This is a genomic window from Streptomyces sp. NPDC013457 (assembly GCF_043089925.1).
Taxonomy (GTDB): Bacteria; Actinomycetota; Actinomycetes; order Streptomycetales; family Streptomycetaceae; genus Streptomyces.
Genome location: NZ_JBICBL010000010.1, coordinates 328,877 through 353,819, shown reverse-complemented (window position 1 = coordinate 353,819; position 24,943 = coordinate 328,877). Strand labels below are relative to the sequence as shown.

Sequence of the window (24,943 nt, the reverse complement as noted above, 5' to 3'; positions counted from 1 at the left end):
CGTCCGCTTCACCGACACCCTCCACACCCTCCACACCCACAACACCACCACCTACCTCGAAATCGGCCCCGACACCACCCTCACCACCCTCGTCCACGACACCCTCGACGATCCCGAGGTCACGAGCGCGCCGACCCTGCGCCGCGGGCGGGACGAGCCCCGGACGCTGCTCACCGCACTGGCGGCCGCGTACGTGCGCGGCGCCGACGTCGACTGGACGACCCTGTACGGGGGCATGGGCGCGCGGCGCGTCGATCTTCCGACGTACGCCTTCCAGCGCAGGCGGTACTGGCTGGACGGCGCGGCACGTGCGCCCAAGGCGCGGGCAGCCCAGCCGGGTGAGGTACGGCACACGGGCATGGACGAGTCCCTGGTCGAGACCGTCGGCCAGGCGGCCGGAGATCCGCGTGGCGCGTGGCGGGCGCGGCTTGGGGAGCTGTCGGAGCCTGCTCGCAGGCAGGCCGTGGCCGAGCTGGTCGACGAGCACATCGCGGCCGTACTGGAGTACGGGCCCGGAGAGCGCATCGAGCGGCACACCGCGTTCCAGAAGCTCGGGTTCAGCTCCCTGATGGCCACCGAGCTGCGGTCCGCCCTGGCGGCCACCACCGGGCTGCGGCTGCCGACGGGGCTGCTCTTCGACCACCCGACGCCCGAGGCGCTCACCCGGTTCGTGGAGAGCGAGCTGCTCGGCGCGGGCGTGGTCGACGACGACACGGCCGTGACGGCCGACGGCGGCGATCCCATCGCCGTCATCTCCATGGCCTGCCGCTTCCCCGGCGGTGTGGCCTCGCCCGAGTCCCTGTGGCGCCTGGTGTCCGAGGGAGGCGATGCCATCTCCGCGTTCCCGACGAACCGTGGCTGGGCCGAGGACCTGTACGACCCGGATTCCGGGCGCCAGGGCAAGAGCTCGGTCCGGCACGGCGGATTCCTGCACGATGCGGGCGAGTTCGACCCGGCGTTCTTCGGGATCTCGCCGCGTGAGGCTCTTGCCATGGACCCTCAGCAGCGGCTGCTCCTGGAGACGTCGTGGGAGGCCGTGGAACGCGCGCGGCTCCTCCCCGAGTCGCTGCGGGGCACGCGTACCGGAGTCTTCGTCGGCGCCACCGCACTGGAGTACGGGCCCCGGATGCAGGACGCGCCCGCGTCCGTGCAGGGCAACGTGCTCACCGGCTCCACCACGAGCGTGCTGTCGGGGCGGATCGCGTACCAGCTGGGGCTGCTCGGGCCGGCGGTGACCGCCGACACGGCCTGCTCGTCGTCCCTGGTCGCCCTGCATCTGGCGATCCGCTCGCTGCGCAGCGGCGAGACGAACCTCGCCCTGGCCGGAGGCGTCACCGTGATGTCGTCGCCCGGCATGTTCGTGGAGTTCTCGCGTCAGCGCGGTCTCGCGCCGGACGGCCGCTGCAAGTCCTTCGCGGCCGGCGCGGACGGTACCGGCTGGTCCGAAGGCGTCGGGCTGCTCCTCCTGGAACGCCTGTCGGACGCCCGACGCAACGGGCACACCGTACTGGCCGTGCTGCGCGGCTCGGCGATCAACCAGGACGGTGCCAGCAACGGCCTGACCGCGCCGAGCGGTCTCGCCCAGCAGAGCGTCATCCGGCAGGCGCTGGCCGACGCGGGCCTCGCCCCGACCGACGTCGACGCCGTGGAGGCGCACGGCACGGGCACCCGGCTCGGTGACCCGATCGAGGCCGAGGCGCTGATGGCGACGTACGGCACCGGGCGTGGGGACGGGGCTCCCGTCTATCTGGGGTCGCTGAAGTCCAACATCGGGCACGCGCAGGCGGCTGCGGGTGTCGGCGGGGTCATCAAGATGATCGAGGCCATGCGGCACGGCGTCCTGCCCAGGACGCTCCATGTCGACGAGCCGACGCCGATGGTCGACTGGTCGGCGGGGGCGGTCGAACTCCTCACCGAGGAGCGGCAGTGGCCGGATGTCGACCGGCCGCGGCGCGCGGCCGTCTCCTCGTTCGGGATCAGCGGCACCAACGCCCATGTCGTCGTCGAGTACGACCCGACGACCGCTTCCCGGGTCGAGCCCGCGGCCGCAACCGGGCACGGAGCCGACGCGCGTGCCGTAGCCGGCCCGCGGGCCCAGGCCGGGTCCGCAGCCCGTTCCGGAGCGCCCGAGTCCGAAGCCGCGCCGCCGGAGTCCCCGGCCTCGCAGGGCGTCGCCGCCCGCACGGAGCCCGTGTTCCCCGCGCCGTGGGTCCTGTCCGGTCGGGACGGGCGGGCGTTGCGCGCGCAGGCGGCGCGGCTGCGGGACCACCTGCGTGCCGGTGCGGCGGACCCCGTCGCCGTGGGGCGGTCCCTGGCGGTGACGCGGACGGTCTTCGAGGAGCGGGCCGCGGTCCTCGGCCGGGGCGTCGAGGACCGTCTCGAAGCCCTGGAGGCACTCGCGGAGGCCCGCGATCACCAGAAGGTGATCACCGGGAGCGCGGCGAACGCGGGCCGTACGGCGTTCCTCTTCACCGGCCAGGGGTCGCAGCGGCTGGGTATGGGCCGGGAACTGTACGGCTCCTCACCCGTCTTCGCCGCCGCACTGGACGCAGCCTGCGACGCCTTCACCGCGCACCTCGAACACCCGCTCAAGAGCGTCCTGTTCGCCGAGCCGGACACCGAGCGAGCGGGTCTCCTGCATCGGACCGCGTACACACAGCCCGCCCTCTTCGCCGTCGAAACGGCCCTGTACCGCTTGCTCGCCCACCACGGGCTCGCCCCTGACGTCTTGGCCGGCCACTCCATCGGCGAACTCACCGCCGCTCACGTGGCGGGAGTCCTCGGCCTCGCCGACGCGGCCGCGCTCGTCGCCGCCCGGGCCCGCCTCATGCAGGCGGCCACGCCCGGCGGCGCCATGATCGCCGTCCAGGCGGGCGAGGACGACGTCACCCCTCTCCTCGTCGGCCTGCAGGACAAGGCGGCCGTCGCCGCGCTCAACTCCCCCACCTCCACTGTGATCTCCGGCGACGAGGACACCGTCACCGCCATAGCCCGGCGCCTGGCCGAGCAAGGGCGGAAGACCACCCGGCTCACCGTCAGCCACGCCTTCCACTCCCCCCACATGGACGGCATCCTCGACGAGTTCCGCGAGGTCGCCGCCTCGCTCACCTACCGGCCCCCGACCGTCCCCGTCGTGTCGACGGCCACCGGCGAGCTCGCCACGACCGACCAACTCACCTCCGCCGACTACTGGACCCACCACATCCGCACCACCGTCCGCTTCACCGACGCCCTCCGCACGCTCGACAGCCAGGGCGTCACCACGTACGTCGAGGTCGGCCCCGACGCCGTCCTCACGTCGCTCACCCACCAGACCCTCGACGGGGCCACCGCGGTGGCGCTGATGCGCTCCGGGCGGCCCGAGGCGGAGACCGTGGCCGAGGGGGTGGCCCGCGCGCACACCGCGGGTGCGGCGCTGGACGCGGCGACGTTCTTCCCCGGCGGGGACCTCGTCGACCTGCCGACGTACGCGTTCGGCCGCGAGCACTTCTGGCTGGCATCGCGTCCGCAGACCGACGCGCGCAGCCTGGGCCTCGACGCCGCCGGTCATCCGCTGCTCGCCACCGCCGTCGACCTCGCCGAACGCGACCACACCGTGCTCGCGGGCCGACTTTCCCTGAACGGTCAGCCGTGGCTGGCCGACCACACCATCGGCGACTCCGTCCTGCTGCCGGCGACGGCGTTCCTCGAACTGGCCGCCGCTGCCGGCGAGCACCTCGGGCTGCACCGGGTGGAGGATCTCACCCTGGAGGCGCCGCTCGTCCTCACCCAGGGCGAGGCGGTCCGCGTCCAGGTGACCGTCGGCCCCGCCGAGGACGGCGGTGTGCGCCCTGTCACCGTCCACGCGGGCCCCGAGGGCGACGGCGAGTCCACGCGCGCGTGGACTCGGCACGCCGTCGGCGCGCTCGCTCCGGCCACGACGGACGCGGACGCGTCCGCGTACCCGACCGAGTGGCCGCCCGCCGGGGCGACCGCCGTGCCGATCGAGGACGTGTACGAGCGGCTGGCCTCGCTCGGCTACGGCTACGGGCCCGCCTTCCAGGGCCTGACCGCGCTCTGGCGCGCGGGCGAGGACCTGTACGCCGAGGTGTCGCTGCCCGCAGGGGCGGAGGCCGCGGCGGGCTTCGCCCTGCATCCGGCCTTGCTCGACGCGGCCCTGCACCCCCTCGTCCTGGACGCCGCACCCGACGGCGACGACGACGGGACCATCCGGCTGCCCTTCTCCGTCTCGGGCGTCACCCTGCACGCCGCGGGAGCCCCCGAACTGCGCGTCGGCATCCACCCGCACGCGCCCGGCTCCGGCACCTACGGCCTGACGCTCGCGGACGCCGCGGGCGCGCCGGTCGCCGTGGTCGAGTCGCTGGCCCTGCGCCCGGTGGAGAGGGAGAAGCTGGCGAGGGCGACGCGGTCGGAGGGCGGCGCTCTGTACGAGCTGCGCTGGCCCGTACTCGCCGTCTCGGGGCCGGGGACGGAAATCGTCCTGGCCGAGGCCGGCGAGAGTCTCGCCGACGTGGAGTCGGCCGACGTGATCGTCGTACGCTGCCCGGCCTCCTCTTCCAGGGGCGGGCCGGACACGCGGCACTCGGCAGGCGCGCGTGTTCTGCGCCTCGTGCAGGAGTTCCTGGCCGACGAGCGGTTCGCGGAGGCGCGACTGGCCGTGGTCACCTCACAGGCCGTCGCCGCGCTGCCCGGCAAGGACGTCGCCGACCCCGAGTCCGCCCTCGTCTGGGGTCTGATCCGGTCGGTGCAGTCCGAGCATCCCGACCGTCTCGTACTCGTCGACGGAGAGCGCCACCGGGAGAGCGACGGGGAAAGCGACCGGGCGAGCGACACCGACGCCGACGATCTGCTCGCCACCGCACTCGCCACCGCACTCGCCACCGACGAGCCCCAAATGGCCGTACGTGAAGGTGCCTTGCGGGTTCCCCGGCTCACGCCGGTCGGCGGCCGGGCTCCGGAGCAGGCGCCGACCGCGCTCGACCCGGAGGGTACGGTCCTCGTCACCGGCGGCACCGGTGGGCTCGGCGCACTGCTCGCCCACCACCTGGTCGCCGAACACGGTGTACGTCACCTGCTTCTGACGAGCCGTCGGGGCGCTGCGGCCCCGGGCGCGACCGAACTTGCCGACCGGCTCGCCGAGGCCGGTGCCACGGTACGGATCGAGGCCGCCGACGTCTCCGACCGGGCGGCCGTGGCGGCCCTGCTCGACACAATCGACGCGGCCCGTCCGCTGACCGCCGTCGTCCACACGGCGGGCGTCCTCGACGACGCGACCGTGCTGTCGCTGACCGCGGACCGACTGGAGGGCGTACTGCGGCCGAAGGCTGACGCCGCGCGTCACCTGCACGAACTCACCCAGGGGCTCGACCTGCGGGCCTTTGTGCTCTTCTCCTCCGTCTCCGGCCTCATCGGCACCGCCGGGCAGGCCAACTACGCAGCCGCCAACGCCTATCTGGACGCACTCGCCCAGCACCGTCACGCGCTCGGCCTACCGGCGACGTCGCTGGCGTGGGGGCTGTGGGACGCGACCCACGGCATGGGCTCGACCCTCACCGAGGCCGAGGTGGCCCGCTGGGAGCGCGCCGGTCTGCCGCCCCTCACCCCCGAGCAGGGACTGGCCCTGTTCGACGCGGCGCTGCGGCGCCCGGAGCCGCTGCTCGCCCCCCTCGCCCTGCGGCCCGCTCGCCTCACCGCCGGGCCGGTACCGGCGGTCCTGCGTGGGCTGGTTCCCGCGCGCGCCCGCCGGACCGCCGGCGCCGCGAAGACCGCGAAGGCCGGGACCGACCAGTCGGCCTGGGCGGGCCAGATCTCCGCGCTGAGCGCCGACAAGCAGAAGGAGGCCGTCCTCGACCTCGTGCGCGGCAAGGTCGCCGCCGTGCTCGGTCATGCGGGGGCCGGATCCATCGCCCCCGACCGGGCCTTCAACGACATCGGCTTCGACTCGATGGCCGCCGTCGAACTCCGTAACCGGCTCAACGCGGCCACGGGCCTGCGCCTGCCTTCCACCCTCGTCTTCGACCACCCCGCGCCCAGCGCACTCGCCTCGTACCTGCTCAGCCGTGTCGTGGCCGAGAAGGCACCCGCGGCCGCACCGGCCCGGACCACGAGCCGGGCGGACGAGCCGATCGCGATCGTGGGCATGGCGTGCCGCTATCCCGGCGGGGTGTCCTCGCCGGAGGACCTGTGGCGCCTCGTCTCCGAAGGGGTCGACGCGGTCGGCGAGTTCCCGACGAACCGGGGCTGGGACGTGGAGGGACTGTACGACCCCGATCCGGAGCAGGCCGGCACGAGCTACACCCGCAACGGCGGATTCCTGTACGACGCCGGCCTGTTCGACGCCGGGTTCTTCGGGATGTCGCCGCGCGAGGCCACCGCCACCGACCCCCAGCAGCGTCTGCTTCTGGAGACGACCTGGGAGGCCTTCGAGAGCGCGGGCATCGACCCGGGCAGCGTGCGCGGCACCTCCACGGGGGTCTTCACGGGTGCGATGTACGACGACTATCCGGTGCGTGCCAATGCGGCGCCCGGCGAGTTCGAGGGCTTCCTCCTGGCGGGGAACCTGTCCAGTGTGCTGTCGGGCCGGGTCGCGTACACCTACGGTCTGGAGGGTCCCGCCGTCACGGTCGACACCGCGTGCTCGTCGTCCCTGGTCGCGCTGCACCTGGCCGCGAACGCGCTGCGCTCCGGTGAGTGCGATCTCGCCCTGGCCGGCGGTGTGACGGTGATGGCGCAGCCGACGACGTTCGTGGAGTTCTCACGTCAGCGCGGTCTTTCGGCGGACGGGCGGTGCAAGGCGTTCGCCGCATCGGCCGACGGCACCGGCTGGTCCGAGGGCGTCGGCGTCCTGCTCGTGGAGCGGCTTTCCGACGCCCGCCGCAAGGGCCACCAGGTGCTGGCCGTCGTACGGGGTACGGCCGTGAACCAGGACGGCGCGAGCAACGGCCTGACCGCGCCCAACGGTCCGTCGCAGGAGCGGGTGATACGTCAGGCCCTGACCAACGCGGGGCTCGGTCCGGCCGACGTGGACGCGGTGGAGGCGCATGGCACGGGCACCACCCTGGGCGACCCCATCGAGGCGCAGGCGCTGCTCAACACCTACGGGCAGGAGCGTGCGGGCGACGACCGTCCCCTCTGGCTCGGCTCCCTGAAGTCGAACATCGGTCACGCCCAGGCGGCGGCCGGGGTCGGCGGGATCATCAAGATGATCGAGGCGATGCGGCACGAGGTGCTGCCCCGCACCCTGCACGTGGACGAGCCGTCGCGGCACATCGACTGGGAGTCGGGTTCGGTGGAACTGCTCACCGAGGCCCGCTCCTGGCCCCACCCCGGCCGGCCTCGCCGGGCCGGCGTCTCGTCCTTCGGGATCAGCGGCACCAACGCCCACGTGATCATCGAGCAGGCTCCCGCGACGCCGGTGCAGGCGCCGGTGCCGGTGCAGGCGCCGGTGCAGGCGCCGGTGCAGGCGCCGGTGCCGGTGCCGGTGAGTGCACCTGTCTCCGCCGACGCCGACATCGTGGTGCCGTGGATCCTGACGGCGCGCGGTGAGGACGCGCTGAGGGCCCAGGCGCGCCGTCTGCACGGACACCTGACCCGGCATCCCGAACTCGGCCCCGCCGACGTGGCCTTCTCGCTCGTCGGCACCCGGGCCGCCATGGAACTCGGCGCCGCCGTCGTGGGCTCCGGGCGCGGGGCGCTCCTCGAAGGGCTCGACGTCCTCGCCGAGGGCGGGTCCTCGCCCCGTATCGTGCGGGGCCGCGAGACCGACGGGAAGACGGCGTTCCTCTTCACCGGGCAGGGCAGTCAACGCCTGTCCATGGGACGTGAGTTGTACGCGTCGTCACCGGTGTTCGCCGCCGCCCTCGACGATGTGGCCGCGCACCTCGATGCCGAACTGATGCGCCCGGTCAAGGATGTGCTGTTCGCCCGCGAGAACACGGCGGACGCCGCGCTCATCGATCAGACCGCTTTCACACAGGCGGCGCTGTTCGCCGTCGAGGTGGCGCTGTTCCGCTGGTTCGAGCACCACGGAGTGCGCCCCGACTACCTCCTGGGCCACTCGATCGGCGAGGTGACGGCGGCGCACGTCGCCGGCGTCCTGGACCTCGCCGACGCGGCCGTGCTGGTCGCCGAACGGGGACGCCTGATGCAGTCCGCCCCCGAGGGCGGTGCGATGGCCGCGATCGAGGCGAGCGAGGAGGACGTGCGCGAAGCGCTGCTCGCCCGCCCGGGCGGCAGCACCGGCACGGTCGACATCGCAGGCGTCAACGGGCCCCGGGCCGTCGTCGTCTCCGGCGATGCCGCGGCGGTCGAGGAGCAGGTGGCGCTCTGGCGCGACAGGGGCGTACGGACCAGGCGGCTGACGGTCAGCCACGCCTTCCACTCCGCCCACATGGACGGGGTGCTGGAGGAGTTCCGGGAGATCGCCGCCGGGCTGTCGTTCCACCCGCCGCGGATCCCCGTCGTGTCCAACGTGACCGGCACTCTGGCCACGGACGAGGAACTGACCTCGCCCGACTACTGGGCCCGTCACATCCGCCAGGCCGTGCGCTTCCACGACGGCGTACGGCATCTCGCCGCCCAGGGTGTCACCCGGTTCGTCGAGCTCGGCCCCGACGGCGTCCTGACCTCTCTCGTCCGGAACACGCTGGCGGACGAGGAAGGCGAGGCGGCCACGGCCGCCGAGGCCGCCGTCGTGGTACCTGCGCTGCGCAAGGGCCGGTCCGAGACCGAGACCGTCACCGGCGCGCTCGCCCGGCTCCACCTCGCCGGCGCCCGACCGGACTGGGGCGCCGCGCTCCCCTCCGCCCGGCGCGTTCCGCTTCCCTCGTACGCCTTCCAGCACCGGCGGTACTGGCTCGACACGCCGGCCTCCGCGTCGGACGCAGACGGGCTGGGGCTGAGCACGGTGCGGCACCCGCTCCTCGGTGCCGCCGTCACCATGGCCGGCCGCGACGAGACCGTACTCACGGGGCGGCTGTCCCTGCGTACGCATCCGTGGCTCGCCGACCACGCGGTCTCCGGAACGGTGCTCCTGCCCGCGACCGGACTCCTCGAACTGTGCACCCGGGCGGGCGAGCAGACCGGTGCCGCCGTTCTGGAGGAGCTGACGCTCACCGCGCCACTGACGCTGCCCCGGACAGGTGCTGTACAGCTGCAGGTGATCGCCGCGGCGCCCGACCCCACGGGACGGCGCGCCGTCGAGATCCACTCCCGCGTCGACGACGGTGACTGGCTGCTCCACGCCCACGGCACCATGACTCCGGAACCGGACGACGCCACCGACCGCGGTGACGCCGAGGCGGGGCTGCCGATCTGGCCGCCGACGGGCGCGACGGAGGTCGGTCTCGACGGCGTGTACGAGCGGCTGGCGGCCGGGGAGTACGCGTACGGACCCGCGTTCCGGGGGCTGCGCCGGCTGTGGCGCGGCACGGGCGAACTCTTCGCCGAGGTGGCGCTGCCCGACGGCATGGCCGATCAGGCGGGCCGGTTCCTCCTCCACCCGGCGTTGCTGGACGCGGCGCTGCACCCGTTGCTGCCGGGGGTCGTCGACGACGAGGGCGCGCCCGTCCTCCCGTTCTCCTGGTCGAACGTACGGCTGCACGCCGTGGGCGCGTCGGTCCTGCGGGTGCGCATCGCGCGCTCCGAGAACGAGCCCGACGTGGTGTCGCTGACGGTGGCGGACCAGCAGGGCGCACCGGTCATGTCGGTGGAGTCCCTGGCGCTGCGACCGCTGTCGCCGGAGGCCCTGCGGGCGGCCGATACGGGCCGTGACGGGCTGTTCTCCGTCACCTGGTCCGAGATCCCGGCTCGTGACCTCGCCCCGGACAGCACCGTGGAGGACTTCTCGGGGTGGGCCGCCTGGGGAACGTGGCCCGCGGGGCGGATCCAGGCCCATGCCGATCTGGACGCGCTGGCCCGCGCCGGTGCGCGGACCGTGGCGTGGTCGCTGAGCGCCGAACCGGGGCAGGCCCACGGTGAGGCCATCGCCGCGCTGGCCAGGGTCGAGCTGTGCCGGGTGCTGGAGCGCGTCCAGCAGTTCCTGGCCGACGACCGGCTGGCCTCCTCGCGGCTGGTGGTCGTCACGCGCGGTGCCGTGGCCGCCGGAGAGGGCGAGGGGGTGCCGGATCTGGTGCACGCGGCGCTCTGGGGTCTGCTGCGTGTGGCGCAGACCGAGAACCCGGGGCGGATCGTCCTCGTCGACACCGACCTCGACCCCGAGGACCCGGCGCACACCCGGCTGGTGTCCCAGGTGGTCGGCACCGGTGAGCACCAGGCCGCTCTGCGCGCGGGACGGATCCTCAAGCCCCTCCTCGCACGTACGGCCACCCCTGACGGTGCCGGAACGGTGGCGGACGAGGGACCCGGACGCTGGGACGACGGCACCGTGCTGATCACCGGCGCGACGGGCACCCTCGGCCGGATCCTGGCCCGGCATCTGGTCACCGAGCACCGGGCCCGGACGCTGCTGCTGCTCAGCCGGCGCGGCGAGCAGGCGCCGGGGGCCGCCGAACTCCGTGGTGAGCTGGAGGAACTGGGCGCCACGGTCACCTTCGCGGCCTGCGACGCGGCCGACCGCCAGGCACTCGCCCGTACGCTGGCAGGCCTCAGCACACCCCTGCGGGCCGTCGTCCACACGGCGGGCGTGCTCGACGACACCGTCATCGGCAGGCTCACCCCCGAGCGGCTCGACGCCGTCGTCCGCCCGAAGATCGACGCCGCGTGGAACCTCCATGAGCTCACCCGTGGCACCGATCTGACCGCGTTCGTCATGTACTCATCGATCGCCGGGCTGATCGGCAACGCGGGGCAGGCCAACTACGCCGCGGGCAACACCTTCCTCGACGCACTCGCCGCGCACCGCCAGGCGGAGGGGCTGCCCGGCACGTCCCTCGCCTGGGGGTTGTGGGAGGAGTCGAGCACCATCAGCGGGGCGCTCGACGACAACGACCTCCGTCGCCTCGCCGGCCTGGGCCTCACCCCGCTGCCCACCGACCACGCCATGACCCTGTTCGACGCGGCCCTGGCCGGCGGGCAGCCGCTGCTCGCCGCCACCGGGGTCGACGCCGCGGCACTGCGCCGCAAGGCCGGCCAGACACACCCCCTGCTCCGCGGCATCGCGCCCGCACCCCGGCAACGCAGGACCGCCGGTGGCGCACAGCAGACGACCGACCTGCCCCGGCGACTCGCCGCTCTCGACCCCGTCGCACGCGAACAGGCGCTAGCCGGCCTGATCCACACCCACGTCGCCGACGTCCTGGGTCACGACGCTCAGACCACGATCGATCCCGAAAGGTCCTTCCAGGACCTCGGCTTCGACTCGCTGACCGCGGTCGAGCTCCGCAACAAGCTCAACACCGCCACCGGTCTGCGCCTGCCCACCACGCTCGTCTTCGACCACCCCAACCCGCAGGCTCTCGCCCGCCATCTGACCACCCTGATCGTGCCGGAGCCGGAACCCGGCACGACGCCCGCGACACCCTCGTTGGAACCCCTCCTCGCGACCTTCGACGACACCAGGGCGCTCATCGACGCCCTCGCCCCCGACAGCCCGGCCCGCGCCACGGTCGCGGAGCACCTCAAACAGCTCCTCCACGCCACGGAACACCACACCGCCCCCGAAACCCACCCCATGACGGACCTCGACGACGCCACGGACGAGGAACTCTTCGCACTCCTCGACCGCCCCGAATAGCGGCCCGTCTGAAAAGAAGGCCCCCAGGGTGGTCACCCGAGGCGTCACACCGCCCCGGGTGACCACCCTTTCCCGGACCGTCACCGTTCCCAGGGTGCGATCACCGTCCGGCCCGGATCATGTCCGAGCACTTCTCGCCGATCATCATCGTGGTGATGCACGGATTGACCGCGGGCAGGAACGGCATGACCGAGGCGTCCGCCACCCGCAGCCCCTGCACCCCCTTGACCCGCAGCTGCGGGTCGAGGGGGGAGGCGGAGTCACGCTCGGCACCCATCCGCACGGTGCCCGCCGGGTGGTAGACCGTGTTGTGCGTCTGGCGGATGTAGGAGAACAGCTCCTCGTCGGTCGTGGCGTCCGGTCCGGGCGCCAGCTCCGCACCCTTCCAGTCGGCGAGCGGCGCCTGCGCCGCGATCTCCCGCGCGAGCCGCAGCCCGTGGATCATCACCCGGATGTCGTGCTCGTGGGTGAAGTAGCGCGGGTCGACCTTCGGCTTGTCCCGGAAGTCCCGGCTGCGCAGCCGGACCGTGCCCTCCGAGCGGGCACGCGTGACGTTCGGCGTGAGACAGAACGCGTTGTCGGTGGTCGGGTAGCCGCGACGGTAGGTGTTCATGTCGAACGGGACCGAACCGTAGTGGAACATCAGATCCGGCCGGTCGAGCCCCGGCTCGGTGTCCACGAAGATCCCGATCTCCCACCACTGCGTGGACGAGGTGACCATGGGCTGCTGCGCCTCCCACATGATCACCCCCTCGGGATGGTCCTGGAGATGCGAGCCGACGCCGGGCGAGTCCACTCGTACGTCCACGCCGTTGTCGCGCAGATGGGCGGCGGGCCCGATTCCCGACAGCATCAGCAGCTTCGGCGAGTCGATCGCCCCGCAGCAGACGATCACCTCGCGCCGCGCCCGTACGGAGGCGACGTGCACGGCGTCCGGCTGCAGGTACTCCACACCCGTGCAGCGCGTGCCGTCGAAGAGCAACCGCCTCGCCTGCACCCCGGTGCGTACCTCCAGATGGGGCCGCTTGCCCATCACGGGATGCAGGTACGACACCGAGGCGGACGAACGGGTCCCGTCCTCGCGGCAGTTGATCTGGAACCAGTTCGCTCCGCGCACCACGGTGCGGCCGGAGTTGAACGGCGTCGTCGGGATGCCGCTCGCCGCACAGGCCGCCAGCAGCGCCCGGCCGCACGGGTCCCGGGGCGGCACCGAGCGGATCGTCACGGGACCGGAGCGGCCATGGTGGTCGCCGGAGCCGTCGTTGGTCTCCAGCCGTTGGTACAACGGGAAGCAGTCGGCCGCGCTCCAGCCCGAGCACCCCATCGTGCCCCACTCGTCGAGGTCCTCGGCCGGCGCCCAGAAGGCGATGCACGAGTTGTGGGACGAGCAACCGCCGAGCACCTTGGCCCGGGCGTGGCGCATGAAGCTGTTGCCGTTCTCCTGTGGCTCCACCGGGTAGTCCCAGTCGTAGCCGGACTCCAGCAGCGCCATCCACCGGTCCAGCCTCAGGATGTTCTCGTCGCCCTCGTCGGAGGGGCCCGCCTCCAGCACGCAGACGCTCACGCCGGGATCCTCCGACAGGCGGGCCGCGACGACGGCCCCGGCGGTGCCGCCGCCGACCACTACATAGTCGAACTCGGGCTCAGAGGGCTGTGCGGGCATGGTCTCTCCAGTACGAGATGTCCCCGTGGGGGGAGGGAGCGCGGATCAGGAGACGTCTGCGCGGTGTTCGGCCAGCACGCCGGTGCGGTGCCGCTGCACGAACCAGTAGTAGGCGAAGCCGCCGAGCGCCACGATGCCGACGAACAGGAACGCACCCCAGCGCAGGTACCAGTGCTGGGGCCCGGTCGCGTTGTAGACGTCGGCACGGGGCCAGGCCAGGTTCAGGGACATGGCGGCACCCCACAGCACCGCCAGGATGTTGATCGGCAGTCCGAAGCGGCCGAGCGAGAAGGCTCCCTCACGGGGCTTCCACTTCCCCCGCAGGCGCTGGATCAGCATCGGGACGGTGACCAGCAGGTACGCCACGTAGATCATGATGATCGCGATGCTGGTGATCACCGAGAAGATCTGCGGCTGGTTGATGTTGATGACCAGGATGACGACACCCACCACGCCGATCACGACGGCGGGGATCACCGGGGTCCGGAAGCGCGGGCTCACCTTGGCGAGAACCGATCCGGCGGGCAGGTTGTTGTCCCGTGCCATCGCGAACATCAGCCGGATGCCCGCAGCCTGGACGGCCAGCACGCACACGGTGATCGCCACGACCACGCACCAGAGGAAGATCTCGCCGATCGTCGCCCCGAGCGTCTCCAGCACCACGTACTGCAGGCCGCCCGTGCTCAGCTCCTTGGCCTGCAGATCCGGCACTGCCATCAGCGCGAACAGCAGGATGAGACCACCGAGGACGAAGGACGCGACGAGCGCCCGCAGAATCGCGCGCGGCGCGTTCCGGCTCGGGTTGTGGGACTCCTCGCCGAGCGAGGAGGCCGTGTCGAAGCCGTACATCACGTACGCCGACGCGAGTGACGCGGTGAGGAACGCCCCGAAGTAGCCGAGCGGGTCCCCGCTGCCCAGGCCGTAGGTGTCGGTGAGCACCGTGGCGGGTCCACGGGTGATGTGCGCGGCGAAGAAGATGATCAGAGCCACGGCGGCGATGAGCTCGATGAAGACACCCGCCGAGTTGATCCGCGCCATCAGCTGTACGCCGAAGGCGTTGACCAGCGTGGAGAAGAGGATCAGCACCGAGCCCAGCAGGACCGCGTTGGCCGCGGCGTCGTTCTTGCCGCTGCCGTCGCCGACGAACTGGAACCAGGGGTCGATCTGCGGCAGCGTGATCTGGTACGCCAGTGCCACGGCCGACAGGGTGACCATGGTGGCCGTCATCATCATCCAGCCGCCGAGCCAGCCCACGTGCGGGCCGCCCATCTTCTTCGCCCAGTTGTAGACGGAGCCCGCGACGGGGTAGCGCGCCGCCAGCTCGCAGAAGCACAGGGCCACCATCAGCTGGCCCACGAACACCATCGGCCACGACCACCAGTACGCCGGGCCGCCGAAGGCGATGCCGAAGTAGAACAGCTGGAACGTGCCGGTGAGGATCGAGATGTAGCTGATCCCCGCGGCGAACGTGTGGAAGTTGCCCAGCGTGCGCTTCAGTTCGGGCCGGTAGCCGAGTTCGGTCACCGAGTCGTCGTCGTGCGGGGCGCCGTCGCCGGCGCCGGGCCGCTCCTGGCCTGTCGGCTGTGCGGTCACTCGAACCACCTCTGCGCCTTGGGGGCGAGATTGCGCCAGATGTGCTTGGTCTCCTGGTATTCGGCGAGTCCCGCCGGCCCCAGTTCACGGCCGAAACCGGATTGCTTCATGCCGCCCCATTCCGCCTGCGGTACGTAGGGGTGGAAGTCGTTGATCCATACCGTGCCCGCCCGGAGCCGGGACGCGACCCGGTGTGCGCGGCCGGTGTCCTGCGACCAGACCGCACCCGCGAGGCCGTACATGGTGTCGTTGGCGACCGCGACGGCCTCGGCCTCGCTGTCGAACCGCTCGACCGTGAGCACCGGGCCGAACGACTCGTCCCGGACCACCGACATCCCGGGCGTGCAGTCGTCCAGCACGGTCGGCGGATAGTAGTAGCCGTGGGCGAGTTCCGGGTCCGTCGGCCGTGCACCGCCACAGCGCAGCACCGCGCCCTCGGCCAGGCCCGCGGCCACGTAGGCCTCCACCTTGTCGCGGTGGGCCGCCGAGATCAGCGGGCCGGTCCGCGCGTTCTCGTCGAACGGGCCACCCATCGGGATGGCCCGCGCGCGGGTCACGATCTCGTCGACGAAGGCGTCGTGCAGAGAGTCCTCCACGAGGAGCCGGGCGCCTGCCGAGCAGACCTGTCCGGAGTGCAGGAAGACGGCCATCAGCGCATGGTCGACAGCCGCCTCGAAGTCCGCGTCCGCGAAGACGATGTTCGGGTTCTTGCCGCCGAGCTCCAGGGCGACCTTCTTCACCGTGGGCGCCGCCGCCGCCATGATCCGGCGTCCGGTGGCCAGGCCACCGGTGAACGACACCAGATCCACCCGGGGATCCTCGGTGAGCGGCGCGCCGGCCTCGGCGCCGGTCCCCAGAATCAGATTTCCGACCCCTGGCGGCAGCCCCGCCTCGGTGAGCAGCCGCATCAGCAGGATCGCGGTGTGCGGGGTCAGTTCGCTCGGCTTCAGCACGAACGTGTTGCCCGCCCCGAGCGCCGGGGCGACCTTCCACGCGGTCTGCAGCAACGGATAGTTCCATGGGGTGATCAGTGCGCACACTCCGACCGGTTCGTGAACCACCCGGCTGTCCGCCTCCGGGTTGCCGGTGGCGACGATCCGGTCGTTGCCGCCCGACGCGGTCAGGTTGCCGAAGTAGCGGAAGCAGGCCGCGATGTCGTCCATGTCGTACTCGGACTCGACGAGCCGCTTGCCCGTGTCCAGGGACTCGGCGCGGGCGAAGGCCGCCTTGTCACGTTCCAGCAGATCGGCCACGCGCACCAGCAGCCGTCCCCGCTCCGCGGCGGGCGTGGCGGGCCACGGCCCCCGGTCGAACGCCTCGCGGGCGGCGGCGACGGCCGCTGCCGCGTCCTTGGGACCGGCCTCGTCCACGGTGGCGACCAGGGTGCCGTCTGCCGGGCAGCGGATCTCCCGCGTGCGACCGTCGGCAGCGGCGGCCCAGGTGCCTCCGATGAACAGTTCCGGCATCGCGCACCTCCGGGTCGATGGGCCGGGCACTGTCTGTGTCCTCCACCCCAAGACACTAAGGAGCCTTGGCCGACCCCGCAGAACGAAGGCGCGGGCGGCTGGTGCCCCGACCGGCGATGTCGGCCCGCCGGCGGGCGTCGGCCAGTACGTGAGATCGCAAGGCGTCCGGACGTCCTTGTGGGTGATGGCGTGGCCCTTTGGTCGGGCACCGCCCCCATGGTTGTCCCGCGCGCTCTGGCCGACAGAACCATGGTGTCCCACCACATACGTCGGTGACCTGCGTGTTTCTACGGTGCGGAAACACGCAAACGTCCCCGTTCATCGCCTGGAAGTGGTCCGGCGGCGCCTCCGGAGGGTCAGCCGCGGAGGTGTACGGCGAGGCTGGCGAGCCAGGCGCCGGGGGTGAAGGGTGCCGGGGGTTCGACCTCCGCGCCGAGCGTCACCAGCGCGAGGGCCAGTCCGTCCTCGTCGAGGCCCAGAGCGAGGAGGTCGTGCAACTCCCCCGTCAGCTGGGCGACGAGCCCCGTGTCGGTGCCCGCCAGGTAGTCGGCGAGCGCGGCCTCGTGGTCGCCGAACTCGTCCGGCATGTCCTGCGTGAACCAGCCGCCGACCAGTTGCGCCAGCTCGGGGAAGCGGGCCCGCCACTCCCAGGGCGTCGTGGGCGCGGCAGGCGGTGGCGCCTGGCCGGTCGCCAGGCTCTCGTCGAGCAGGTCGGCGAGGCCCGTGAGCCAGTCCCGGATCTCCTCCGGCGGCAGCCCCACGTCGGGCAGCCGGTAGTACTCGCCGAGCCGCAACCGGAGCCGCCCCGGCGGATTGTCGGCGTAGACGCGTAGCTGCTCGGCCGCGACGGCGATGGCCCAGGGCCGGGTGCGCCAGGTCTGCCTCAGATAGCCGGCCACCGCGTCGGGAGCGTTCGGGCCGAGGCCGAGGTGGGCGCGGACGACCTGGTCGAGCTCGCCGTACTTGCGGTCGTGCTCGGCAGGGTTCAGGGACACGCATGCCTCTTACAGGTCGACGGGCAGGGAGGAGTGCACGGTGAAGGGATACGCGCCGGGCTCGCCGGACACGGTCCGGCGGAGCACGACCCGGGCGGCGCGCACCGGGATCGGCTCCTGGCCGGCCAGCGCCATCCCGGTGGTGAGCAGCGTGCCCACCGGATCGGGCCGCGAGGGCCAGGCGGCCTCGATCACGAGCCGCTGCCGCGTGGACTGGGCGAGCCAGCGGTGGATGACCTGCTCGTTCAGCGCGATCACCTGCTGGGTGGCCCACTGGGCGGTCACCCGGTCCGGGTACGTCGCGGCGCGGTCGGCGCGGGCCGGGACGGGCGACGCGGGGGGTACGGGAGGTGTGGGAGGTGTCGTCATGTCACGCCCCGCCCCAGCCGCGCAGCGTGGCCCGCTGGGCGGCGGAGTAGTTGGCCTGCCCGGTGGTGACGACGGCGTGCAGCCACTTCTGCGCGGCCTGCAGGTCCTCCATCCGCCGGTCCCAGCGGTCGAGTTCGTCCACGAACACTTCGCGGGCCTCACCCTCCCAGGCGAGGACGACTGGCACCGTACGGTCGTACAGCACGCTCAGTCGCTCGTTGAGCTTCTTCACGATGTCCTCGAGGTCGCCTGCAATCTCGCGCAGCGCTACCACGTCGACGGATATCGAGCCGTCGTCGTTCACGTTTCCCCCTGCCTCACGACTGTTTCAGTTTCAGGTACGCCTTCAGATGTCGTTGATCCTGCTGGTCGGCGCCGCTCCGCCGGCCGGGCCCGCGCCGCTCGGTCTCTCGCCGGACAGTTCGCGTACCTCGGCGTCGATGTCGACCTTCCTCATCGCGGCCCGGAACCCCCTCAGGATGTCCAGCTCCTGGCGCGTGAACCCGTCCCGGCTCATCCGGACGGCGTTCGCCAGCACGCCCAGGATCTCCCGGACCCGCACGGCGTCGGCCCCGGCCTCGCGATGCAGCTTCCGGTACGCCGTCGCCGCCTCACTGCGCCACCGCGCCTCGGCCCGGTCCACGAGCGCGTCCATCCGGCGCACCACCCCGTCGATGTGCGTCCGAATGGCGTCCAGGTCGTCGGCGAGACGCTTCAGGTCCTCGTCCGACACGGCGAGGGTCGGCTCGATGGGCATGACGGAGGCTCCTTCCGGGGTTGGGGGGTCAGTGCTGTTCTGCGAAGTGGGCGTGGACGGCGTCGAGGAGGAGGCGGACGCGTGCCTGGGTCACATAGGGCATGACGGTGGCGAAGGCGGCGTCCAACTCGGCGGGGGTGCGGAACAGGTACAGGATGCGCTGCAGCTCGCCGGCGAGGTTGCCGAGTCGCTCATGGCAGTCCTCCGGGTGCTCGCTGGTAAGGATCTCCTCCAGGGCCTCGTCCACGTCGTCGTACTCGCCCGAGAACATCAACGAGAGGAAGTGCGATGTCTGCGAGAAGCGTCCGCGCGCCTCCCAGAAGGAGAGCGGCAATTCTGTCATGTCCGGGTAGGAGCGGAGCTGGCTGTCGCGGACGAGCGCGGCCAGCGATCGCAGGAAGTCCGCCGGCGTATCGTCTTCTGCCGCGCGCGCCAGCCTCTGGCGATACACGACGGGCCTTGCCTCGAAAGCCTCCGTGCCGACCTCGTCGGCGAGGAGGTCGAGCAGCGAGGCCAAGGCCACGAGTGGCATCACGTCGGTGATCGCCCTGGAGTCTTGCAGGAACCGGGACAGCCGCTGGAGTTCGTCCTCCAGCGGCGCGGCCCCCGGGTTGCGCGACGTGGCGGCGATGTCCAGCAGAAGCCCCACCGCGCCCTCGGTGAGGAACTCTTCGTGTTTCGTGGTCACGTGGCGCATGCTACGGGGGCGTGGGGAAGGCGGTCCGGACGTAGAACGTCCCGGACTCCGGCGAGTAGTTGAGGACCAGCTTGACACTGTGGACCTGGGTCGGCTGGGCGTTGAAGCCATGGGAGGCGAAATCGGACTGCGAGACGGAGGCTCCCGTCACTACATTGTTCCCGTTCGCGTCCCTCACGGTGAAAGCACGAATGTCCGGCGAGGAGGCCGGGCTGAACGTCCCGTTGGCCACCCTTCGCTTCTGCTTCTCCATCCAGTCTTCGATCGTCCGGATGTTGGCGGGGTCGTTGAGTGCGGCCTGCACGTGCTTCTGGGCGGCGGGCAGGTCCCGGAAGGCCGAGGCGTCGACGCCCTGGTCCCGTACGCGCATCCGCAACTGGTCCGGGGTGAGGCCGACGTGCCGGTCGATCGTGTGGGCGTCCTTCCCCGGCCTCAGCGGGTCGTTCGGGGTGGCCTGGTAGGGGTTGGTCTCCCACTCCATCGACGCGAGGTCGATACCGAACCGGTTGTTCGGGTCCCGTGACTGCTCGTTGAGCGGGACGATCGAGCGGTCGAACTCGAACAGAGAGCGTGCCCCGAACGCCTCCGCCCGCGCCGACTGCGACTGGAAGGCCGGTACCGCGCGCGAGGCCTCGCGCAGGGGTTCGAGCAGGGCTTTCACCTTCTGGATCTGGGCCCGCAACTCGGTCTCGTAGGTGTCGACCGCCGCGTTGACCGCGTCCGTGTCGATGGCGATGAGTACCGCCGCGCCCAGGCCCTTCCATATCTTCTTGAGGCGCTCGACGAAGTCCCCCAAGCTCTTGATGTCGGTGACGTCGAGGATTGCCAGGGCGTCCTTGATGGCCTTGTACAAGATCTCGCGCAGCTCGGTGCGTACCTTCTCCGCGGCCTCCGCGTACGAGCGGACGGCCTGGGCCAGGATCTGGGCCGTGGTGCTGAGGACGCCGAAGACCGGAAGGCTCGTGCCCGCGCCCGTCGGCGGCTTGTGCGCCCACTCGTAGCCGGCCGTGCTCTTGCCCCAGGCTGTCGTGCCCCACAGCGACGACACGAACTGCAGCATCGCCCCGTGCCAGTCCCCGTTGGCATTGTCCGTGATGGTGTCGATGGTGCCGGTGAGCTGGCCCTGGATGGTGCCGATGTTCGTCTGGTACGGCAGCCAGGCCTGTGAGAGCTCGTTGACCCTGAAGTAGTTCGGGAGCGGCAGGATCTCCAGGGCGCGGCCGGTGCGCAGCGCCTCCTCGATCACGGTGCGCATCAGGGAGCCGGGGATGTCGCCGTCGAAGACGTCGGCGAAGTCGTCGACGGGGTTGCCGTCGCGCACGCCGAAGGGTGGCGGGGCCGGGTACGCCGGCGGGGCGGTGATGACCTGCGGGGGCGGCTGTGGTGTGAAGGGCGGGTTGAGCGGGTGGGTCGCCGCGTCCGCCTGCCGGAAGTTGTTGGCCGTGGTGGTGAAGCCGACCGCCGCGCCGCCGACAGCGACCACGGCCTTGCCGTGCACCTCCAGGAGGAGGGTGACGACCGCGGCGTACTGGGTGGCGAACTCGGCTGTGACGGTGCCGGATCCGCCGACCTTGGAGTAGCCGGCGTGGACGTCGAGGAACTGCACGAGCGCCTTGTGGAACGACTGCTGCTCGACGGCGAGGGCCGCCGACACCTGGTACAGGTGGAACGGCTGTACGTCGAAGCCGCCGGGGGCCGTCCACGGGTTGGTCACCGAGGGCGGAGCCGACGGAGGCAGTTGGGGCGGCGGACCGGAGGTCGGCGGGGTCGGTGACGCGTTCGGGCTCGGTGACGGCGTCGGCTGGGGGCTGGACGTGTCCGACGGCTGACTCGGCGACGGCAGGTGCGTCGTGCCGGGCGTCGGTGTCGTACCGGGCGTGGGTGTCGTGGTGGGCTGCGGGCTCGGGCTGGTACTCGGTGACGCCGTGCCGGTCGGGCTCGGTGTGGGCGTACTCATCGGCGCGTACCGCCCGTTATGCCCGTTCCGCACGCCGCGCTCGCCACACCTGGGTACGCGTACGCACCCCTGCCCCGCCCCCGCACCATGAGTCCCCCGACTCCGTCTTCCTGGACCCGAAACTAACATCACGGCTCGTCAAACCTTTTGCTGAGCAGCACAGTTGACGGAAAGACGACGCTACCGACCGCCCGGCGCACCGAGTGACAGCCTTCTTCCCGGCCTCGCAGAAGCCGTCACGGAGCCCCCGAAACCGCCCTCATGGTGGCCGCGCGCACCCCAGCCCCCTGAACTATGGTGTCCCACCACATACGCCGGTGACCTGCATGTTTCTACGGTGTGGCGACACGAACACGTCCCCGTCACACGCCAGGAAGTGGTGCCGATGTCCTCCCCCGCGACCGCTCCACCCGCCGAGTCGAATCTCAGGCGCATCGTCGCCGCGAGTCTCATCGGCACCACCATCGAGTGGTACGACTTCTTCCTCTACGGATCCGCCGCCGCGCTGGTCTTCAACAAGCTCTTCTTCCCCGACTCCGACCCGCTCGTCGGCACCCTTCTCTCCTTCCTCACCTACGCCGTCGGGTTCGCCGCGCGGCCCCTCGGCGCCCTCGTGTTCGGGCACTACGGCGACCGGCTCGGGCGGAAGAAGCTCCTCGTCCTCAGTCTGCTGCTGATGGGCGGGGCGACGTTCGCGATCGGTCTGCTGCCGACGCACGCGACCGTCGGATCGGCCGCTCCCCTGCTGCTCACCGCGCTCCGGCTGGTGCAGGGCTTCGCGCTCGGTGGTGAGTGGGGCGGGGCCGTGCTCCTCGTCTCGGAGCACGGGGACGCGCGGCGCCGCGGGTTCTGGGCCTCGTGGCCGCAGACCGGGGCGCCCGCCGGGCAGCTGCTCGCGACCGGTGTGCTCTCCGCGCTGACCGCGCTGCTCTCCGACGCCGCGTTCCTGTCATGGGGCTGGCGCGTACCGTTCCTGCTCTCCGGTGTGCTCGTGATCGTCGGCCTGTGGATCCGGCTCTCCGTCGACGAGTCGCCCGTGTTCAAGGCCGCCCTGGCCGCCGCCGAGGAGCGCAAGGCGGCCGCCGGCCAGGTCGAGAAGATGCCGCTGGTCGCCGTGTTGAAGCACCACTGGCGGGACGTGCTGATCGCGATGGGCGCCCGCATGGCCGAGAACATCTCGTACTACGTGATCACCGCGTTCATCCTCGTCTACGCGACGACCCAGGTGGGCCTCTCCAAGCAGACCGCGCTCAACGCCGTCCTCATCGCCTCCGCCGTCCACTTCGCCGTGATCCCCGCCTGGGGCGCGCTCTCGGACCGGATCGGCCGCCGGCCGGTCTACCTGATCGGCGCCGTCGGTGTCGGCGCCTGGATGTTCCCGTTCTTCATGCTCATCGACTCCGGCACCTTCGGTGCGCTGCTCCTCGCCGTCACCGTCGGCCTGGTCCTGCACGGGGCGATGTACGCGCCGCAGGCCGCGTTCTTCTCCGAGATGTTCGCGACCCGGATGCGCTACTCGGGTGCCTCCATCGGCGCGCAGTTCTCCTCGGTCGCCGCCGGTGCGCCCGCGCCGCTGATCGCGACCGCGCTGCTCTCCGACTACGGCTCCTCCACCCCGATCTCCCTCTATGTGATCGCCGCCGCGCTTCTCACGGTCGTCGCGATCGCGTGCGCCCGCGAGACCCGGAACCGCGATCTGTCGGAGGTCGAGGACTCCGCCCAGGCCCCGGCCCCCGTGCGCGCCGACGCCTGAGCCCCGCAGCGCACCACACGCCGAAGGCGCCGGTCCCGGAAGGGGCCGGCGCCTTCGGCGTGTTCAGCGGGCGACCGCCGCCGACATCGCGTGGAGCCGCAGCGCCAGCTGGATCTCCAGAGCGCGGGACGGGGACTGCCAGTCGGTGCCGAGGAGGCGGCCGATCCGCTCGATGCGCTGCGCCACGGTGTTCACGTGGACGTGGAGGTCGTCCTTCGTACGCGCCGGGCTCATCCCGCTCGCGAAGTACGCGTCCATCGTGCGCACCAGGTCCGTGCCGCGGCGGCGGTCGTACGCCACGACCTGGCCGATCGTGCGGTCGACGAAGCCCTCGATGTCCCGGGTGTCGGCGAGGAGCAGGCCGAGGAAGCCCAGGTCCTCGGCCGCTGCGCCCTCGCCCGAGCGGTGCAGCAGGCGCAGGGCGTCCAGGCAGCGGCGGGCCTCCTCGTACGCGGTGGCCACCTGGCCGGGCTGGGCGAGGGGGGAGGTCACGGGGGCGGAGGCGCCCACGGTGACGGGCTCGCGCAGAGCGCCACCGAGGTGCTTGGCGGTCTGCCGGGCCACCTCGGCGGCGTCCTCACCGGGGCCGAGGGGCAGCAGCAGGACCGTTCCGCCGTCGCGGGCGGAGGCCAGGCCCTGCCGGGTGGCGGCCAGGTGCGAGGCCGCCGACCACAGGCGCTGCCGGTCGGCGCTCTCCCGCACGCCGGCGTGGTCCGTCTCTCCCCCGGTCCCGCCGCGGTCCATCCGGGCGGCGAGGACGACATGGGGCGCGTCGACGTCGGTACGGAGTCGGGCGGCGCGCTCGCGCAGCAGTCCGCGGTCGCGGTCGGGGGCGTCGAGGAGGTCGTCGAGCAGCTCGCCCCGTACGCGCTGTTCGGCCTCGCCCGCCGAGCGGCGGGCGAGCAGCAGGAGCGAGGTCACCAGGGCGGCGCGTTCCAGGGTGCGCTGGTCGACGGGGTCGAGGTCGGGCTGCCCGTGCAGGACGAGGGCGCCGAAGGATTCGCCGCCGGCCGAGACGGCCGCCACCCAGCGGTCGCCGTCACGCAGGGCATGGCCGTCGGCGAGCCGGCCCGCTTCGAGGCCGCTGTCGACGAACTCGACTCTCCCTCCGAGGACTTCGGAGACGGCCTCCGCCACGTCGTGGACGCCGCCGCCGTGCAGGACCAGTTCGGTGAGCCGGTCGTGGACGTCGGACGCCCGCTCGATGACGCCGCTGTGCTCCCGGATGATGTCGTTGGCCCGCTCCAGCTCCGCGAGCGCCGAGCGCGTCTCGGCGAGCAGGTTCGCGGTGTCGATGGCGACGGCGGCGTGTGCGGCGAGGGAGGCCAGCAGCGCGACCTGTTCCCGCTCGAAGACCCGGGCGCGCCGGTCCGCGGCGAACAGGACGCCGATCACCTGGCTGCCGAGGCTGAGCGGCACGCCGAGGATGGCGACGAGGCCCTCGTCGCGCACGGCGGAGTCGATGGTGGCGGTGTGCTGGAAGCGGGGGTCGTCGAAGTAGTTCTCGGTGACGTACGGCCTGGCGGTCTGGGCGACGAGACCGCCGAGCCCCTCGCCCATGCCGAGCCGGACCTGCTGGAAGCGCGCCGAGACCGAGCCCTCGGTGACGCGCATGTACGTGTCCCCCGCGCTCGGGTCGTTGAGGCTGAGGTAGGCGACCTCGGTGCCGAGGAGGGAGCGGGCACGCTGGACGATGGCCCGGAGCACCGCGTCGAGGTCGCGCAGTCCCGCGAGGTCGTGGGCGGTCTCGAAGAGGGCGGAGAGCTCCGCCTCGCGCCGCCGCCGCCCCTCCAGCTCGGCGCGGACGCGCAGGGCGTGCTGCTTGGCCCGCTCCAGTTCGGCCAGCGCCTCCGGGCCCGCGCCGCTCGCACGGGCGAGCAGCACGGGCCGGTCGTACGCCTCCGCCGCGGCGCCTCGTGCGAGGAGCTCCAGGTAGGAGACCTGTTCTTGGGACATGGACACAGGGATACCTGCCGAACGGGTGGGAGCACCACCCCTGTG

General features: G+C 72.2%; 12 protein-coding genes. 2 read left to right on the top strand and 10 right to left on the bottom strand.

What is annotated here, in order from left to right:
* Positions 1 to 11,692 (top strand): SDR family NAD(P)-dependent oxidoreductase (locus tag ACF1G2_RS27315; RefSeq protein ID WP_391800816.1); only part of this gene is annotated, 11,692 nt, incomplete at its 5' end.
* Positions 11,693 to 11,792: 100 nt separating this feature from the next.
* Here the strand turns inward: ACF1G2_RS27315 and ACF1G2_RS27310 are convergent.
* From ACF1G2_RS27310 to ACF1G2_RS27270, 9 genes are all read right to left on the bottom strand, one after another.
* On the bottom strand, positions 11,793 to 13,355 hold the full coding sequence (locus tag ACF1G2_RS27310; RefSeq protein WP_391800815.1) for a GMC family oxidoreductase: 1,563 nt from the start codon (positions 13,353 to 13,355) through the stop codon (positions 11,793 to 11,795).
* 45 nt (positions 13,356 to 13,400) lie between these two features.
* Positions 13,401 to 14,948 carry an APC family permease gene (locus tag ACF1G2_RS27305; protein WP_391800814.1) on the bottom strand — a complete coding sequence of 516 codons (1,548 nt, stop codon included), beginning with the start codon at positions 14,946 to 14,948 and terminating at the stop codon, positions 13,401 to 13,403.
* Positions 14,945 to 16,414: an aldehyde dehydrogenase family protein gene (locus ACF1G2_RS27300; protein ID WP_391800813.1), complete on the bottom strand. Its 1,470-nt coding sequence runs from the start codon at positions 16,412 to 16,414 to the stop codon at positions 14,945 to 14,947. Before ACF1G2_RS27300 ends, ACF1G2_RS27305 begins: the two co-directional genes overlap by 4 nt.
* Positions 16,415 to 16,770: 356 nt before the next feature.
* Entirely contained in the window at positions 16,771 to 17,409 is a 639-nt protein-coding gene (locus tag ACF1G2_RS27295; RefSeq protein WP_391800812.1) for a contact-dependent growth inhibition system immunity protein, read from the bottom strand.
* A 9-nt stretch (positions 17,410 to 17,418) separates the two neighbouring features.
* Positions 17,419 to 17,778 (bottom strand): RNase A-like domain-containing protein, encoded by a 360-nt coding sequence (locus ACF1G2_RS27290; RefSeq protein ID WP_391800811.1) that lies wholly within the window; start codon positions 17,776 to 17,778, stop codon positions 17,419 to 17,421.
* A gap of 1 nt (position 17,779) precedes the next feature.
* A complete protein-coding gene (locus ACF1G2_RS27285) occupies positions 17,780 to 18,082 on the bottom strand; it encodes a WXG100 family type VII secretion target (RefSeq protein ID WP_391800810.1) in 303 nt (100 codons plus the stop codon).
* A gap of 42 nt (positions 18,083 to 18,124) precedes the next feature.
* A complete protein-coding gene (locus tag ACF1G2_RS27280) occupies positions 18,125 to 18,535 on the bottom strand; it encodes a WXG100 family type VII secretion target (RefSeq protein WP_391800809.1) in 411 nt (136 codons plus the stop codon).
* Between the two features lie 28 nt (positions 18,536 to 18,563).
* A complete protein-coding gene (locus ACF1G2_RS27275; protein ID WP_391800808.1) occupies positions 18,564 to 19,232 on the bottom strand; it encodes a hypothetical protein in 669 nt (222 codons plus the stop codon).
* Between the two features lies 1 nt (position 19,233).
* Positions 19,234 to 20,946 carry an RNase A-like domain-containing protein gene (locus tag ACF1G2_RS27270; RefSeq protein WP_391800807.1) on the bottom strand — a complete coding sequence of 571 codons (1,713 nt, stop codon included), beginning with the start codon at positions 20,944 to 20,946 and terminating at the stop codon, positions 19,234 to 19,236.
* A gap of 628 nt (positions 20,947 to 21,574) precedes the next feature.
* Here ACF1G2_RS27270 and ACF1G2_RS27265 point away from each other — a divergent pair.
* Positions 21,575 to 22,942 carry an MFS transporter gene (locus tag ACF1G2_RS27265; protein WP_391800806.1) on the top strand — a complete coding sequence of 456 codons (1,368 nt, stop codon included), beginning with the start codon at positions 21,575 to 21,577 and terminating at the stop codon, positions 22,940 to 22,942.
* 63 nt (positions 22,943 to 23,005) lie between these two features.
* On the opposite strand, the gene ACF1G2_RS27260 is transcribed toward ACF1G2_RS27265, so the two are convergent.
* Positions 23,006 to 24,898: a helix-turn-helix domain-containing protein gene (locus ACF1G2_RS27260; protein WP_391800805.1), complete on the bottom strand. Its 1,893-nt coding sequence runs from the start codon at positions 24,896 to 24,898 to the stop codon at positions 23,006 to 23,008.
* Positions 24,899 to 24,943 lie beyond the last annotated feature (45 nt).